The sequence below is a fragment of the Kordiimonas laminariae genome (assembly GCF_023008165.1).
Taxonomy (GTDB): domain Bacteria; phylum Pseudomonadota; class Alphaproteobacteria; order Sphingomonadales; family Kordiimonadaceae; genus Kordiimonas; species Kordiimonas laminariae.
This window is the reverse complement of record NZ_JAKQZA010000001.1, coordinates 613,846-628,149: the sequence shown is the minus strand read 5'-3', so window position 1 is coordinate 628,149 and position 14,304 is coordinate 613,846. Positions and strand designations below refer to the sequence as shown.

Below are 14,304 nucleotides of genomic sequence, written 5' to 3'. Positions count from 1 at the left end.
AATTAGAACTCAAAGGAAGGCGACTTTAGATAAAGTCGCCTTCTTTGTCTGATAGAAGTTCTTTAGGGAAATGTAAGCGCACAGTTGTACCTTTGCCTTCTGCGCTCTCGATAGAAAGTTGGCCACCTTGTTTTTCCATCATCATAATAGAGAGCGGAACACCTAAACCAGCACCATTTTGATGGAATTCGTATGTACTTCCGATATCTTTCATTGGCTTGGTTATTGCGGATATCTTTTCCACAGACATCCCAATGCCAGTATCTGTTATAGCAATTTCAGCGCCATCTTCAGTTTTGGAAATGCTGATTTCAATCTCACCGTTCTCGGTATATTTCACAGCATTGATAAGCACATTCAAAAGTGCCTTCTTGGTGAGGGTTATGTCACCAACGACATAAATAGGTTCTGTTTGTTTAATAGGGAGTATTTTAAGATTTTTGCTAGCGGCTTGCTGCATCTGCATGCGTTTGCCCGCAATTGCAGTATCCGTTAAATCAAAAGTTTCTTTGGCAATTGAATTACCCCAAAGCTCCAGCGAGGAGAGAGAGATAATATCGCTGACAAGCGCTTGCAGTGTTTCACCAATAGTACATATGCTATTGGCAAAATCCCTGACTTCTTTTGGGTCTACCTGACCGTCCCTGATAAGGGCCGCATATCCAATCATGGAGGCAAGCGGATTATGCATTTCGTGGCTGATATTCGCCATAAACATAGATTTTGTATAGTTCAGGATTAGGGAATCGCTCAATGTATCCTGTAGTTTTTTCTGCAAGATATAATGCTGCAATTCTGCTCTCGTTCTGGCGGCGGCAATGCGTGCGAAATCCATGATCAGGCTATCTACTTCAATAGGCTGCTGGCTGAGAGCGATGATAGCCCCTATTGTTTTGCCGTTTTCATCGATAAGCGGATAGCCGATATACCCTTCAATAGCATCGTCCACTAAATCCTGATCATCGGGGAATTCATGCTGAACACCTTTACGGTATATGCAGTAATCGCTGGTGACTGTTTCTGCGCACGGTGTTCCTCTGAGACCATATTGAAGATCATCAACATGTTCACCAAAACGGTACATAGCGATGGTTTGCATGCTTTGCCGGTCTTCGCTTAATTGCCCAACAAGCGCAATATCAGCGCCAAGCGCATCACATATGCTTTTAGAAACTGCTTTCAGATAGGTTATGCCGGAAACGTTTGCCAGACCTTCCAGTAAGGCCTTGATGGTGGGATTGATTTCTAAATTACTTCCAAAACTCTGAACGGTATCTGGCATATATGACATAGCAGCACCTTCTTATTACCCCTATGCATATACTTTACTAAATTATGTTGAAAATAAAGCTGTATTTTACTTCGGTTTAACTTTGCTTGACTGTCTTAAGTTATGTTCAGTTGACAGTGATGGCCGGATTTGTCAGACCGGATAGGTGAAAAATATAACAATATCTATCAGGAGGGGCTTGATATGAGGAATATGAAATCCGGATTATCCAAAGTTGCGGTGTTAACGGCTGCATCACTGATGCTGGCAGCATGTTTTGATAATGCTGCTGATACCCGAATTGCGAAAGTAGAAGCGCCAACGCTTGCGGAAGCTCAGGCTTTTATCTTGGATGCGGAAAAACAGCTGGATGCTGAAGGTTTGGCCTATGGCCGCGCTCTTTGGGTACAAGCAAATTTCGTAACCACAGATACAAACCAACTGGCTGCAAGTGCTGATGAAAAATTCACGCTTCTTACCGTTGATCTGGCTACAAAGGCAAAGCGCTTCAATGATGTTGAAATGCCTGCTGAACTACGCCGGAAGTTTAACAAGTTGAAGTTCCTTCTTGATCTGCCAGCTCCCCAGAATAAAGAGCGCACTGCAGAGCTTGCGACCATCAAAGCAAACCTTGGGGCAACATATGCAACGGGTAAGCTTACGCTGGACGGTAAAGAAGCTACACTTGGTGATGCTTCTGATGTGCTCGCAAAAGAACGTGATCCTGCCAAGCTTCTTGAAGCATGGGATGGCTGGCGTGAAGTTTCTGGGCCGATGAAAGATCAATATGCGCGCATGGTGGAAATTGCAAACGAAGGCGCCGTTGAAATGGGCTTTGATGATATTGGCGGCATGTGGCGCGGCCAGTATGAAATGGAAGATTTCGCCGGTGAAGCTGACCGTCTTTGGGGACAGGTGAAGCCGCTTTATGATGCTCTTCACTGTCATGTACGGGCCAAGCTTAATGAAAACTATGGCGATGAAGTTGTTTCAAAAACTGAAGCTATTCCAGCGCACCTGCTTGGCAATATGTGGGCACAGAGCTGGGGTAATATCTATGATATGGTGAAGCCTGAGGGTGACGCTAAAACCTTTGATCTCACTGAGCGCCTTGTAGCCAATGGGTATGACGCGAGGAAAATGGCGGGTGCGGCGGACGACTTCTTCCAGTCGCTTGGTTTTGAACCACTGCCGGATACATTCTGGGAACGTTCACTGTTTGTAAAACCGCGTGACCGGGAAGTGCAGTGCCATGCTTCTGCATGGAACCTGGATGCTAAGGATGATATCCGGATTAAGATGTGTACGAAGGTGAATGGTGAAGATTTTGCAACCATGCACCATGAAGTTGGCCATAACATCTACCAGCGTGCTTACAAACATCAGTCTGGTCTTGATCAAGGCGGTGCGCACGGTGGTTTCCATGAAGCTATCGGTGATATGATCGCGCTTTCCATTACACCCGAATATCTGAAAACAATTGGCTTGATTGATGAAGTGCCTTCGGCTGATGCAGATATTCCACTTCTTATGAAGCAGGCGCTTGAAAAGGTGGCATTTCTGCCGTTTGGTTTGATGGTTGATCAGTGGCGCTGGAAGGTGTTTTCTGGTGAAGTAACACCAGCAGGCTACAATGATGCCTGGTGGCAACTGCGTGAGAAATACCAGGGTGTGAAAGCACCGAATGAGCGCCCAGCTGATGCGTTTGATCCGGGTGCTAAATATCATATCCCGAATAACACATCTTACACACGTTACTTCCTGGCGCATATTCTGCAGTTCCAATTCCACCAGACAGCCTGTGAAGATGCAGGTTGGGAAGGACCGCTGCACCGTTGTTCCATCTACGGCAACAAGGAAGTTGGTGCAAAGTTCAAGGCGATGCAGGAACTAGGTTCATCAAAACCGTGGCCTGATGCTCTTGAAGTGTTTACAGGAACACGTGAGATGAATGGTTCTTCCGTGGTGGCGTATTTCGCGCCGCTTAAAGAGTGGCTTGATGAGCAAAACAAAAACCGTTCGTGTGGTTGGTAAATTGCCGCAATAGATAATCCAGTACTGGATTATTGCGAAAGCCCGGGTACAATGCCCGGGCTTTTTTCGTTTACCCTTATGAAGGATATGTCCGTGTCTGATTTCCGTCCCCGCCGCAGTGTTCTATTTATGCCTGCCAGTAACGCACGTGCACTTGAAAAAGCGAAAACACTGGCCTGTGACGCTGTGATTTTTGATCTCGAAGATGCGGTTAGCCCGGACGCTAAGGAAGAAGCACGAGAACAGGCAGTAGCCACCATCAAATTTGGTGAGTACGGCCATAGGGAGCGTATCATTCGCATCAATGGCTTGAATACTGATTGGTGGCAAGATGATCTGGTCGCCGCGGCATCTGTTAAACCGGATGCTATTTTAGTGCCTAAGATTGAAACCGCGAATGATGTGAAAGCCATTGCTGGTGCTCTTTTGGCTCAAGGCGATATGGATACAGCGATTTGGGCCATGATGGAAACACCACTTGGGTTCTTGAACGCACAGGAAATTGTGGGCGCGTCAGAACGGCTTAAGTGTGTAGTGATTGGTACCAATGATTTAGTGAAAGATTTGGGGGCAAGCCATACGCCATCAAGGGAGCCAGTCATTACAGCTCTTGGGCTTGCCATGCTCGCGGCACGTACACGAGATATTACTATTCTGGATGGTGTTTATAATGATTTTAAAAACACTGAAGGGCTACATGCTGAATGCGAACAGGCGAAGGCAATGGGGTTTGACGGTAAAACCCTTATCCATCCTTCGCAGATTGAAACGGCGAATAATGTTTTTGCTCCATCCATTGAAGAAGTTGCCTTTGCGGAACGCATGATTAGTGCCTTTGATAAAGCGAAGGCTGATGGCAAAGGTGTGGCGGTGCTGGACGGTAAGATGATTGAAGAACTGCATGTGGAGCAGGCCAGAAAGATAAAGGCAGCTGCTGAAGCAATTGCTGATATTGGAGGCTAGCAGTACATCGGCTTTTATATATAACCAGCCATCCTTAGTTCTGCTGCAACGGATATAGTTAAACCGGCTAAGGCAAAATATACCGCTGTGGATAAAAGCAGAGAGATCAACAAGCCAGGCCAAGTTAGCTTAAAGAAAATTTTTGAACCATACGCAAACATGAACAGCAGAACCGCTGAATAAACCCACAAATTAAAATAAGAAAGCATGCCGAAAAGAAGCATAGCGAGAAGAATGGGAATATTAATCAGGGCCGTATGCGCGAAGATATAGCAGAGAAAACTGGCAATCTCGGCATAGTTTCTGCGTTTTCTATAGTGTAGTAATCTCAGGAAAAGAGCTGCAATTGGGATCAGTATCAATTGCATTGGCTGAAGATACTCTGAGTAAACCTCAACGGTGGCTTTTTGCCGCGCTTTTGCATACTTCAGAACAGCATCATTTAAGTCTTTTGATTGTTCCTGCCAAGCCAGATTGGCTGTGGTTACTTTCTCTACAGTTTGGTCAATTTGGCCAGAGAGATGCATGATCGCCAGAATAAGTGCAAAAATAGTGATGCAGTATTTCACCGGGTTCAGGTAAGCAACGCGCGCACCGCCTATGTAATTAAGAGCAACTTGGCCGGGGTTCAGTGTAAGTTCTTTAATCGTACGGAATACTTTGGAATCCAGTTCCATAAGCGCTTTAAAAGCACCACCAAGAAGTGTCTTAATCTCAAGTCGCTGGGTATTGGCTTTTTGCCCACACTGATTGCAGTAGAGGCCAGTAATGGTATTTTCGCAATTTACACATGTTCCTTCATGCGGTGAAAATACTGTCATGCTGGCCTCATTAAATTTTATTTGGCTATACGCAAAATATCTTAGCTACCAAGATGTTCTTTCAGGAACTTCTCTGTTGCTTCCAACATCTTCTTTCTGTTGTCAGAGGTATACATGGAATGCCCGCCTTCTTCGAACAGGATATATTCGCTCTTTGTACCCTGCTTTTTCAGTGCTTTATGCATATCAGCTGAATGTTCATATGGAACACGAGCGTCATCTTTTGTTGCGATAAGCATCACAGGAACGTTGAACTCGGATGCACGGTGATAAGGGGAAACGTCCCTATCGTTTTTGTCCTCGTGCCCCATTCGTTTGATCCAGGCACTACCACCAATAGCGCTTTTTTTGTCAGTTACTTTGAGACGAGGTAGATTGGCAACACCGTTGATGGAAATAGCACATTTATAAAGACCCGGTTCCTTGATGGGTCCCATAAGTGAGGCGTAGCCACCATATGACCAGCCAACAATGCATACTTTTTCAGGATCAGCATAACCTTGATCAATAACCCACTTTGTTGCGTCAGTAACATCGTCTTGCATCAAACCACCCCACTGTTTTACGCCTTTGGCATAGTGGTGGTCGCCATAACCGCCGGAACCACGGAAATTAGGCTGAACTACCAAGTATCCACGGCTTGCATAAAACTGTGTCCAGTAATTCCAGTGTGCATCATCTCTGACACCGTATGGACCACCGTGTGGTAGGATAATCGTTGGCATGTTTTTCGGTGTTTCAATGCCATTTGGTACGGTGATGTATGTAGGTACTGCATCATCATCCCGGGTTGGGACGTTTACAGATAATACTGAAGCCATTTGTTTCGGATCAATGAAATCTCTGGCTGAAGCGAAATAACCCAGTTTTTTATTTTCCCGGTCATATACATAATAACTGCCAGGGTCCGTATCATTAGAGAGCACAAACATATAGAGCTCTCTGTCGCGGGCAGAGCTGATCAATGTAACGTTTTTGCTCTTAAGAGCCTTAGCAATACTGCGCTGAATTTTTGATAGTGTTTTATCGAAATATTTCGTGTGCTGGAAATCAGTTGTGTATGTCACGCCTGCTGGCTTGTTCGTGATAGGATTTAAAGTAATAAAATCCATATCGACCATTTCGTGGGTGAACAGTCTTTCCACAATTTCACCGGATTGTAGATCAAGAGTGAAAAGGCCATTAGTACCGTGATCTGTTTGGCCACTTACATAAATGATATTTGGATCTGTTGTGAAACCTTCAAATGTGTATTTCTGATACCAGCTAGTGTTCGTAAGATCCCGCCATTCGCCTTTAGTATTTTTAAAGCGAATGTTAAATGTTTCTCCTGAGAAACCTGTGCCTAGGCGTACTTCAGAACTGTAATCTGTAAACCAGTTTTGAATACCCTGACGTGCAGGTTTAACGGAGCGATATTTACCAGAATGAACATTTGCTTTGTAAACGGTTGAAGCGCCATCAAGCTCAAAATCCATTTGCAGAAGCACATGATCAGGATCATCAATAAGAAGATCCACGATACGCTCGTTCTGTGACATTCGCTTGTTTTTCTTCGGTTTAGCAAGCCAACGAAGTTTGTTTTTCTTTAGATTGTATGATTGAACCCGTGTTTCATGCACCTTTGTGCGAAATTCATCACGTTTACTGGTGCCGCCTGATGTTAAAATCATGATATTGTCGGTTTTCCAGTAGAAGGCCTCAATACTGGTATTTGCAGGTGCCGGAATAACCTTTGGGTTCTCACCGTCAATATTTTGCACAAAAAGGGCACTTTTCCCTTTCAGGTCGATAAAGAAACCTAGCTTTGTTCCGCTAGGTGATAGTTTTGGCTGACTGATATTTGGAAGCTTTGAGAAAGCTTCAACTGGTATGATTTCGTCTTTTGCAAGTACACTTGCTTCCATGGATATTGTGAAGAAAAGTGCAGTGAATACGCACAAAAATCTAAGCATATTTCTCCCCCGAAAAATAAGAATGCCCAATTTTGTAGAAGATCTGGCGACTTCTACCCCCAACAAGAGTTATACATCATTATTCCTAAAGTGTAAGACTTTAGTTCGCAAAGGCTTGGTGTGCGGTTATTGTTCATCTGTAGATAGGAAAATATGAGCAGCCGCCAAAGCGGCAACTCTTTAGTTAATTGCATATAAAAACAATAGATTAGTTTCCGATGTGTTTTTGAAGAAATTTTTCTGTTTCGGTTAGGAGCGTATGACGTGCTTTCGCCGTGACCAAGCTGTGACCACCGTCATCCAGTTTGATATAAGTGGAATCCTTACCTAGTTCTCTGAGTCGAGTATGCATTTGACCCGACTGTCGATATGAAACGCGCGTATCATCCTCCGCAGAGATAAGCATGACCGGAACTTTGATTTCTTGTGCCCTATGATAGGGTGATACCTGTTCATCATCCACGCCATCTAGGCCCATACGTTTAATCCAGTTTCTACCGCCAATACTATTGTTTTTGTCATCACGTTTTATACGCGGCAGATTGGTTACACCATTAATAGAGATCGCACATTTATATAGATCAGGTTCGGTAATCAGACCCATGAGGGATGCATAACCACCATAAGATCCACCAACAATGCAAATACGCTCAGGGTCAGCGTAGCCTTCACTGATAAGCCATTTAGTGGCATCTGTTAGATCATCTTGCATTTTGCCGCCCCACTGATTGAAACCAGAGTAGCGGTGTGTCCGGCCATATCCTCCAGATCCACGAAAATTGGGCTGCAATACGATGTAGCCGCGACTGGCATAAAATTGGGCCCAATAGTCCCAATGTGCATCATCTCTGACCCCGAAAGGGCCTCCATGAGGTAAAATAATTGCCGGAAGACTCTTGGTGTCTTCTTTACCTGCTGGGAAAGTAAGAAAGCTTGGAATATTTATGGAGTCTCGAGCGGTTATGTTCACCATTTTAACGGTGCCCATTTGCTCTGGAATAATATGAGCACGTACAGGAGCTATGACGTTGAGAGCTTTTAGTCCGCGATCATAAAGATAATAGGTGCCAGGATTTTGATCACTGGAAGACAGGAAAAGATAGCGTTCCTGTTCTTTTGCCGCATGGGTAAGGGTGGTAATATCCTTCTTTAAGACTTTGGCAATGCTACGCTGGATTTTTGCCATGGTTTTATCGAAAAACTTCACCCGGTAAAAATCTGTAGTGTAACCAACGCCAATAACTACTCCGGTGACTGGATGGGTTACAATGTTACTCATATCAACATCTTTATGTTCAAAGAGAGTATCAATAATTTTGCCTGAATTCAGGTCTAGCGTATATAATCCGTCAGTGCCGTGTTCAGATGGGCCGCTGACATAAATAACATTAGGTTGTGCGGTAAAGCCTTCGATGTCGTATGTTTTATACCAATCAACCTGGTTTAGGCTTTCCCAGTTGCCCTTATGGTTTTTAAAGGTAATGCGGAATTCATCATCATAATACCCTAATCCAAGGCGGACTTCCGAGTTTTGATCCGTGAACCACTGTTGAATACCAGGGCGATCTTGAATGATTTCACGCTTGCGACCATTTTTTACGTTCACTTTGTAGACAGATGATCGGCCATCAAGTTCAAAATCCATTTGCATTAGGATGTACTTGGGATCGTGTGGGAGCATATCTACGATACGTTCGTTTTGTGATGTGTAAATCGTAGCATTGCTGGTGCGGCTCTGTTTAGGTTGTCCGAGCCATGTATATTCACGCGTTTTCAGATTGAAAGCAGTTACTCTGGTTTCGGAAGTTTTTGTATTAAACTCAAAACGTTTCCATGTGCTGCCATACTGTAGAACGATGGTATGATTGTTTGCCCACCGGAAGCTGGTCAGGTTAGTGTTTTCACCTGATGGGATAATTTGACTCTCTTCCCCATCAAAGGGTTGAATCATTAAAGCTCTGCGGCCTTGAAGATCAACGAAATAGGCGACCTGATTACCATCGGGAGATAACCTGGGGCGGCTGAGATTTGGTAAGTTTGAAAAGGCTTCTACTGGTATTATTTCGTCTGTTGCATAACCCGGGGCCAGAGCGAAAAATAAAGCGCTGGCGATTAATAGTGATTTCTTAAATCCCCCCACAGGATACTCCTATAAATATATTACTATGGATTACTAATGGCATCTTTAAGTTTAGTTAGTAGAGAAAATATAACGATTAAGTAAAAGTATGAGCAACCGTTGATTGATGCGCTAATCGTCATTTAGGTTCATCTTCCAGGACGCAGTTTAATGCCGCTTTCCTGAATAGGCATTTCCTCGTCTAGGAACTTTTTAATTGCGGTTAAGGCTTTTAATCTTGAGCGTTTTGTATTGAGTGCAATACCGCCGTCTTTCGTTTCCACATAGGTTGCGCGTCTTTTTAATTTTTTGAGGCGCTTATACATCAGACGCGTTGGTTTTTGACTGTATGGGGAATGAATGTCGTCCGCAAAAATATATAAACCCGGTACATTATTTTCGTCGGCGCGGTGGTAAGGAGAGGCAAATTTATCAGGTTGGTTCTTCAGGCTAATGAAATCGTTCCAAAATTCATGTGTGATTGGGTGTGTTACCAAATAGGTACGTTTATATTCCGCTAAATCGAATATACCGTTGATGCTGATAAGACACTTAAACGTATCAGGGGCTTTAATTGCGCTCATGGCTGTTGAGTAGGCTCCATGCCAGACACCCATGGTGCAAATATTGTTTGAAATTCCTTGTTTTTTTAACCACCTGGCGACATCGATAATATCATCCTGTGGTATACCGCCCCATTGGTTTTTGGCTGCATATTCATGTTCTGCACCAAAGCCACGCGTACCTCTCGGGTTTGGTTTAATGACAATATAGCCACGTGAATTAAGATAGGCACTATACGTATCCCAATTTGTTGACTGATAACTGGATAAGCCATTATGCAGCATCATGATTGCTGGCATTGCCACGTTTTCTTTATAACCTTTAGGGAAGGCTATATGTGTTTCAATCGGAGTGTTGTCTCGATTGGTGATGATATGTGTTTCTGTATGAACTAAAGCAGTTTCAGTCATAGTTGGGTAGCTTTGAGCCCATAAGCTGATTTGTTTGTTGGCACGGTCATAAAGGTAATATTGTGCTGGTGTATGTGGGCTCGAGCTTTTGATGAGATATAGCGGCTTATCTTTCGCAAAGCTTATGATGTGATTTGATGTCGTCTTTAATGCTTTATCTATCGTACCTTGTACGGCCTTCATTTTCTTATCGAAATAAAAGTATTTTATTGAACCGTTTTCTGGGTAGGAGACCCCGATTATATGGCCATTTAGGGGATTGGTAAGAGGCCGCAAATAATCTATCCCCGGCATGGAAAACAGGGGCTCAAGGAGTTTTTTGGCAGCCATGTCAAAACGGAAAATGCCTCGAGTACCATATTGGGTGAGAGATTCTACCAATATGATGTTGGTATTATCGGTGAATCCAATGAAATAGAGACCGTCAAACCAGCTTTGTTTGTTAAGGTTGATCCATTCACTGGCGCGGGTTTTGTAGACGGTTCCTGTTCTATCACGATCTGTGAAAATTGCTTTGCTGCTGCGTCTGTCTGAACCGTAACCAAACCGTACCTCTGAATTATGATCAGTAACCCAGGTTTGAATACCGCGCTTGCCGCCTTTTTCTCTCAACAAATGTTTGCCAGTTGTTAGGTTGGATTTATAGATCGTACGTTGAAAGTTGTCTTGTGAATCGAGGCTGATGAGTACATGCTTGGGGTCGTTCGGTAATAAATCTACGAGTTCCTCACGGAATGAAGTTGCTTCCTGTTTTTTGCCATTGGGTTTGCCGAGCCAGCGGCTTTTTCCTCTTACAACATTGTGAGCAATAAGCCTGTGAACAGTGATGTTGGTATCTGTTTTTGTAACGTACAGCCATATGAGAAGTGTTTCTTCATTCGCCCACATCAGCCGTTCAGGCAATAGCTTTTTGTATGGTGGGATGAGAATAGGTTGTTTGCCAACAAGGCTCTGAACCACAATATAACGTGTGTCATCAATAGTTGATATGTGAGCTATTTTATCTCCTGAGGGGGAGAGGGTTGCTTGCTCATATTGTGGAAGCTCTGCAAATAATTCAGCGTTTTCTGCCTGTGCAGGTTTTAAAGAAACCTGTGCTCCGAGAAGAAAAACACCAGCAATCCACATCATGAAAAAAGTTTTCATGTTTCCCCCATATTCATAAAGTAGCTAGATCTCTCTAAAGCGGTGCATGCGTGTTGTGTATACTCAAATTTAATCAGAAACGGGCAAGTGTTTACCGAGGAAGTTTTCAACTGCTTTAAGAGTTGTAAGTCTTGCAGCTTCGGTGTTCATGCTGTGGCCACCATCTTTAACTTCGACATATTTCGTTTTTAGTTTCTGTTTCTTAAGTTTCTTATACATATCCTTCGACATTGTATACGGAATGCGTGCATCATCTTTTGAAGCGATGATGAGTGTGGGGACTTTAATTTCCTTCGAGCGGTGATAGGGCGAAACACCGTTTACTTCACCGTCTAGATTTCTGGTCACTCTCCAGTTTTTGCCGCCAAGGAAGCGCCGGTCCAGCGTATTCAGGCTAGGTAGGTTGGTTGCGCCATTAATAGAAATGGAACATTGGTATAGCGCTGGTTCTTTGATGGTACCCATCAATGCTGCGTATCCGCCGTATGAAGCGCCCATAATACAAAAGTCACTGGCATATCCATTATCTTTAAGCCAGTTTGTGGCGTCTGTTACATCATCCTGCATAACACCGCCCCACTGATTTTTCCCAGCTTGCTCGTGTTTGTATCCGAAGCCGTCAGAGCCTCGGAAATTAGGTTGTAAGACAACATAGCCGCGGTTTGCCAAAAACTGTGCCCAAGCATCCCAGTGAGCAGTATCGTGACCGCTGGGGCCGCCATGCACCAATATTATTGCAGCCTGCTTGGTATCTTTCTCGAAACCTTGCGGTAGAGTAAGAATACTTGGTATTGAAGCGTTGTCTCGTGCAGGAATTGAGATGCTATGAACATCGGCCATTTCTTTAGGGTTAATGCCATCAATTCTGTCTCCAAGGTAATTGAAAGTACCAGTTTGCATATTATGTAGGAAATATTTCCCTGGGATTTTTGAATTGCTTGAAAAGATAAGAGAATAAGGCTGTGTTTTTGCGCGGCTTACCAGAATATTGGAGGACCCCTGAATGGTTTTGTCCAGAACAGATTGGTAAGACTTGAAGGATGGATCGAAATAAAACGGTTTCTTCAGGCCATTTTCATAATAGGCAACACCAATGAGACGGTTGGTAATAGGGTGATGAAGCAGATGAGCATAGTCCACGGTTTCATTGGTGAAGAGTGTGTTTACGATTTCACCGCTGAGAAGATCGAGCTCAAACAGGCCGTAAGTCCCATATTCAGATATGCCTGAAACATATAGTCGGTTTGGATTTGGTGTGAAGTCCGCAACAGAATAGTATTTGAACCAATCAACATTTGTCAGGTCGATCCATTTGCCTTCTGTATTCTTGAAACGTGCATAGTAAGTTCCCTGATCATCATAACCAGATCCAAGGCGAACTTCATGGTTTTGATCGGTGTGCCAATCCAGTATACCTTTGCGTCCGCCCTGAACTAATTTACGACGACCTGAGTTGATGTTTACTTTGTAAACAGCGGGATTGCCGTCTAATTCAAAATCTAACTCTACAAGTATATGGTCAGGGTCGTTTGGTAGTAGATCGTTGATCTGTTCAAGTTGTGAAGGGATTTGGTCGCGACCAGTACCGACGGTTTGTTTGCGTTTAGGTTTGCCGAGCCAAATGCTTTCCTGCGAGGCGGTGTTGAAGGTAACGAGCCGTGTTTCAGCGGTTGCTCTATTGCCAAACCGTTTTGTTTCCGCCAACTGTTTCATGATAATGACATCATCATTTCCCCAATAGAAGTTGGATATCTCCATCTTATCAAGGGGCGGTAAGGTGAAGAATTTATCTCCGGAAAAACTTCTTACCTGTAAATACCGTTGGCCCTCATGAGAAATGAGGTAACCGAGCGTGGTGCCATCGGGAGAGATTTTAACGTTATCAAGAGAAGGAAGGCTGGCAAAGCGCTCTGTCGGAACCTGTGGTGGTAAAGCAAGGGCGTTATGAGTGCAGGCGAAAATTAAGAAGCTGAAATATACCAAAAATGTGCGAGCAAAAACCATGCTGCGTTCCCCCATCAAGTAGAAATGTTCAATCGCGCACACAATTAACAGTAGAATTATTGCGGGGCAATCGTGAATTTGATGAGCAGTTGATTTTGCTGCATGTGCGAAATATTATAGGGAAAGTGATATCTTTTCTTGCAGTTGCATGGGGTTGAAGGCTAAAAGTAAACTCGAATCAAAGCGTCCGTCAGTGGCGCCGGGTCAACAATGTTAATTTCTGTCAGGGGACTTTTCATGGCAAAAGCGAAGCGTCCGCTTTCCCCCCACCTTCAGGTTTACCGCTGGGGTGCACATATGGCTGTTTCCATATTGCACCGTGCTACAGGGTCAGCTCTTGCTGTTGGCTCAATCCTGCTTGCGTGGTGGCTCGTTGCAATGGCAACAGGGCACGATTACTTCAACACTGTTCAGGGATACGCAGGCTCAGCGCTTGGTCGTATCGTTCTGTTCGGTCTTACGTTTGCACTGATGCAGCATTTAGCATCAGGTATCCGTCACCTTTATATGGATGCAGGCAAATTGTATGATCTGAAAGTGAACACTCTTTCCGCTAAAGCAACTTTCGTTGTTTCGATTGTCCTAACAATCGTGATCTGGGTTGCAGCCTATAAAGTGATGGGAGTGCTTTAAATGACAGATTATAAAACACCACTCGCAAAAGTGCGCGGCCTTGGTTCTGCCAAGGATGGAACCCATCACTGGTTCACACACCGCATCACAGCGCTTGCCAACATTCCGCTGGTAATCTTTTTCGTGGTTTCCTTCGTAGGAAATGCAGGTAAAGGACACGACGAATGGGTGGCATGGCTCAAGCAGCCGCTGGTTTCAGTGTTGATGATTTTATTCGTTGCAAACTTTACGCATCATATGCGCCTTGGTTTGCAGGTGTTGATTGAAGATTATGTGCATACGCCGGGAACAAAAATGTTCTCGCTTATCATGGTGAACTTCGCTTGCATTCTTATTGCAGCAATCAGCATCTTTTCTGTTCTACGTATTGCATTCGGGGGCTAGG

Annotated in this window: 10 protein-coding genes; 4 read left to right on the top strand and 6 right to left on the bottom strand. The window is 44.1% G+C overall.

Features of this window, described 5'->3' with window-relative positions:
* Positions 1-25: 25 nt before the first annotated feature.
* On the bottom strand, positions 26-1,291 hold the full coding sequence (locus tag MF542_RS03010) for a sensor histidine kinase (protein ID WP_247015804.1): 1,266 nt from the start codon (positions 1,289-1,291) through the stop codon (positions 26-28).
* A 183-nt stretch (positions 1,292-1,474) separates the two neighbouring features.
* On the opposite strand from MF542_RS03010, the gene MF542_RS03005 reads away from it, so the two are divergent.
* Both MF542_RS03005 and MF542_RS03000 read left to right on the top strand, forming a co-directional pair.
* Entirely contained in the window at positions 1,475-3,304 is a 1,830-nt protein-coding gene (locus tag MF542_RS03005; RefSeq protein ID WP_247015802.1) for a M2 family metallopeptidase, read from the top strand.
* A gap of 87 nt (positions 3,305-3,391) precedes the next feature.
* Entirely contained in the window at positions 3,392-4,267 is an 876-nt protein-coding gene (locus MF542_RS03000) for an HpcH/HpaI aldolase/citrate lyase family protein (protein ID WP_281501522.1), read from the top strand.
* A 14-nt stretch (positions 4,268-4,281) separates the two neighbouring features.
* Here MF542_RS03000 and MF542_RS02995 read toward each other — a convergent pair whose 3' ends face one another.
* From MF542_RS02995 to MF542_RS02975, 5 genes are all read right to left on the bottom strand, one after another.
* Positions 4,282-5,088 (bottom strand): DUF3667 domain-containing protein, encoded by an 807-nt coding sequence (locus tag MF542_RS02995; protein ID WP_247015798.1) that lies wholly within the window; start codon positions 5,086-5,088, stop codon positions 4,282-4,284.
* Positions 5,089-5,129: 41 nt separating this feature from the next.
* Positions 5,130-7,043, bottom strand: coding sequence for an alpha/beta hydrolase family protein (locus MF542_RS02990; RefSeq protein ID WP_247015796.1), 1,914 nt, complete (start codon positions 7,041-7,043; stop codon positions 5,130-5,132).
* A 208-nt stretch (positions 7,044-7,251) separates the two neighbouring features.
* On the bottom strand, positions 7,252-9,183 hold the full coding sequence (locus tag MF542_RS17765; protein ID WP_247015795.1) for an alpha/beta hydrolase family protein: 1,932 nt from the start codon (positions 9,181-9,183) through the stop codon (positions 7,252-7,254).
* Between the two features lie 128 nt (positions 9,184-9,311).
* On the bottom strand, positions 9,312-11,282 hold the full coding sequence (locus MF542_RS02980) for an alpha/beta hydrolase family protein (protein ID WP_247015793.1): 1,971 nt from the start codon (positions 11,280-11,282) through the stop codon (positions 9,312-9,314).
* Positions 11,283-11,351: 69 nt separating this feature from the next.
* Entirely contained in the window at positions 11,352-13,286 is a 1,935-nt protein-coding gene (locus MF542_RS02975) for an alpha/beta hydrolase family protein (protein WP_247015791.1), read from the bottom strand.
* 237 nt (positions 13,287-13,523) lie between these two features.
* Here MF542_RS02975 and sdhC point away from each other — a divergent pair, with 237 nt between their 5' ends.
* A complete protein-coding gene (gene sdhC / locus MF542_RS02970) occupies positions 13,524-13,919 on the top strand; it encodes a succinate dehydrogenase, cytochrome b556 subunit (protein WP_247015789.1) in 396 nt (131 codons plus the stop codon).
* The gene (gene sdhD, locus MF542_RS02965) at positions 13,920-14,303 is read left to right on the top strand and encodes a succinate dehydrogenase, hydrophobic membrane anchor protein (protein WP_247015787.1); all 384 of its coding nucleotides are present in this window, start codon (positions 13,920-13,922) and stop codon (positions 14,301-14,303) included.
* Position 14,304 lies beyond the last annotated feature (1 nt).

Excerpts from the sequence above, each read along its gene's own strand:
- MF542_RS03000 (WP_281501522.1), top strand. The coding sequence starts at position 3,392 with ATGTCCGTGTCTGATTTCCGTCCCCGCCGCAGTGTTCTATTTATGCCT.
- sdhC (WP_247015789.1), top strand. The coding sequence starts at position 13,524 with ATGGCAAAAGCGAAGCGTCCGCTTTCCCCCCACCTTCAGGTTTACCGC.
- MF542_RS03010 (WP_247015804.1), bottom strand. The coding sequence starts at position 1,291 with ATGTCATATATGCCAGATACCGTTCAGAGTTTTGGAAGTAATTTAGAA.
- MF542_RS03005 (WP_247015802.1), top strand. The coding sequence starts at position 1,475 with ATGAGGAATATGAAATCCGGATTATCCAAAGTTGCGGTGTTAACGGCT.
- MF542_RS02995 (WP_247015798.1), bottom strand. The coding sequence starts at position 5,088 with ATGACAGTATTTTCACCGCATGAAGGAACATGTGTAAATTGCGAAAAT.
- MF542_RS02980 (WP_247015793.1), bottom strand. The coding sequence starts at position 11,282 with ATGAAAACTTTTTTCATGATGTGGATTGCTGGTGTTTTTCTTCTCGGA.
- MF542_RS02990 (WP_247015796.1), bottom strand. The coding sequence starts at position 7,043 with ATGCTTAGATTTTTGTGCGTATTCACTGCACTTTTCTTCACAATATCC.
- sdhD (WP_247015787.1), top strand. The coding sequence starts at position 13,920 with ATGACAGATTATAAAACACCACTCGCAAAAGTGCGCGGCCTTGGTTCT.
- MF542_RS02975 (WP_247015791.1), bottom strand. The coding sequence starts at position 13,286 with ATGGTTTTTGCTCGCACATTTTTGGTATATTTCAGCTTCTTAATTTTC.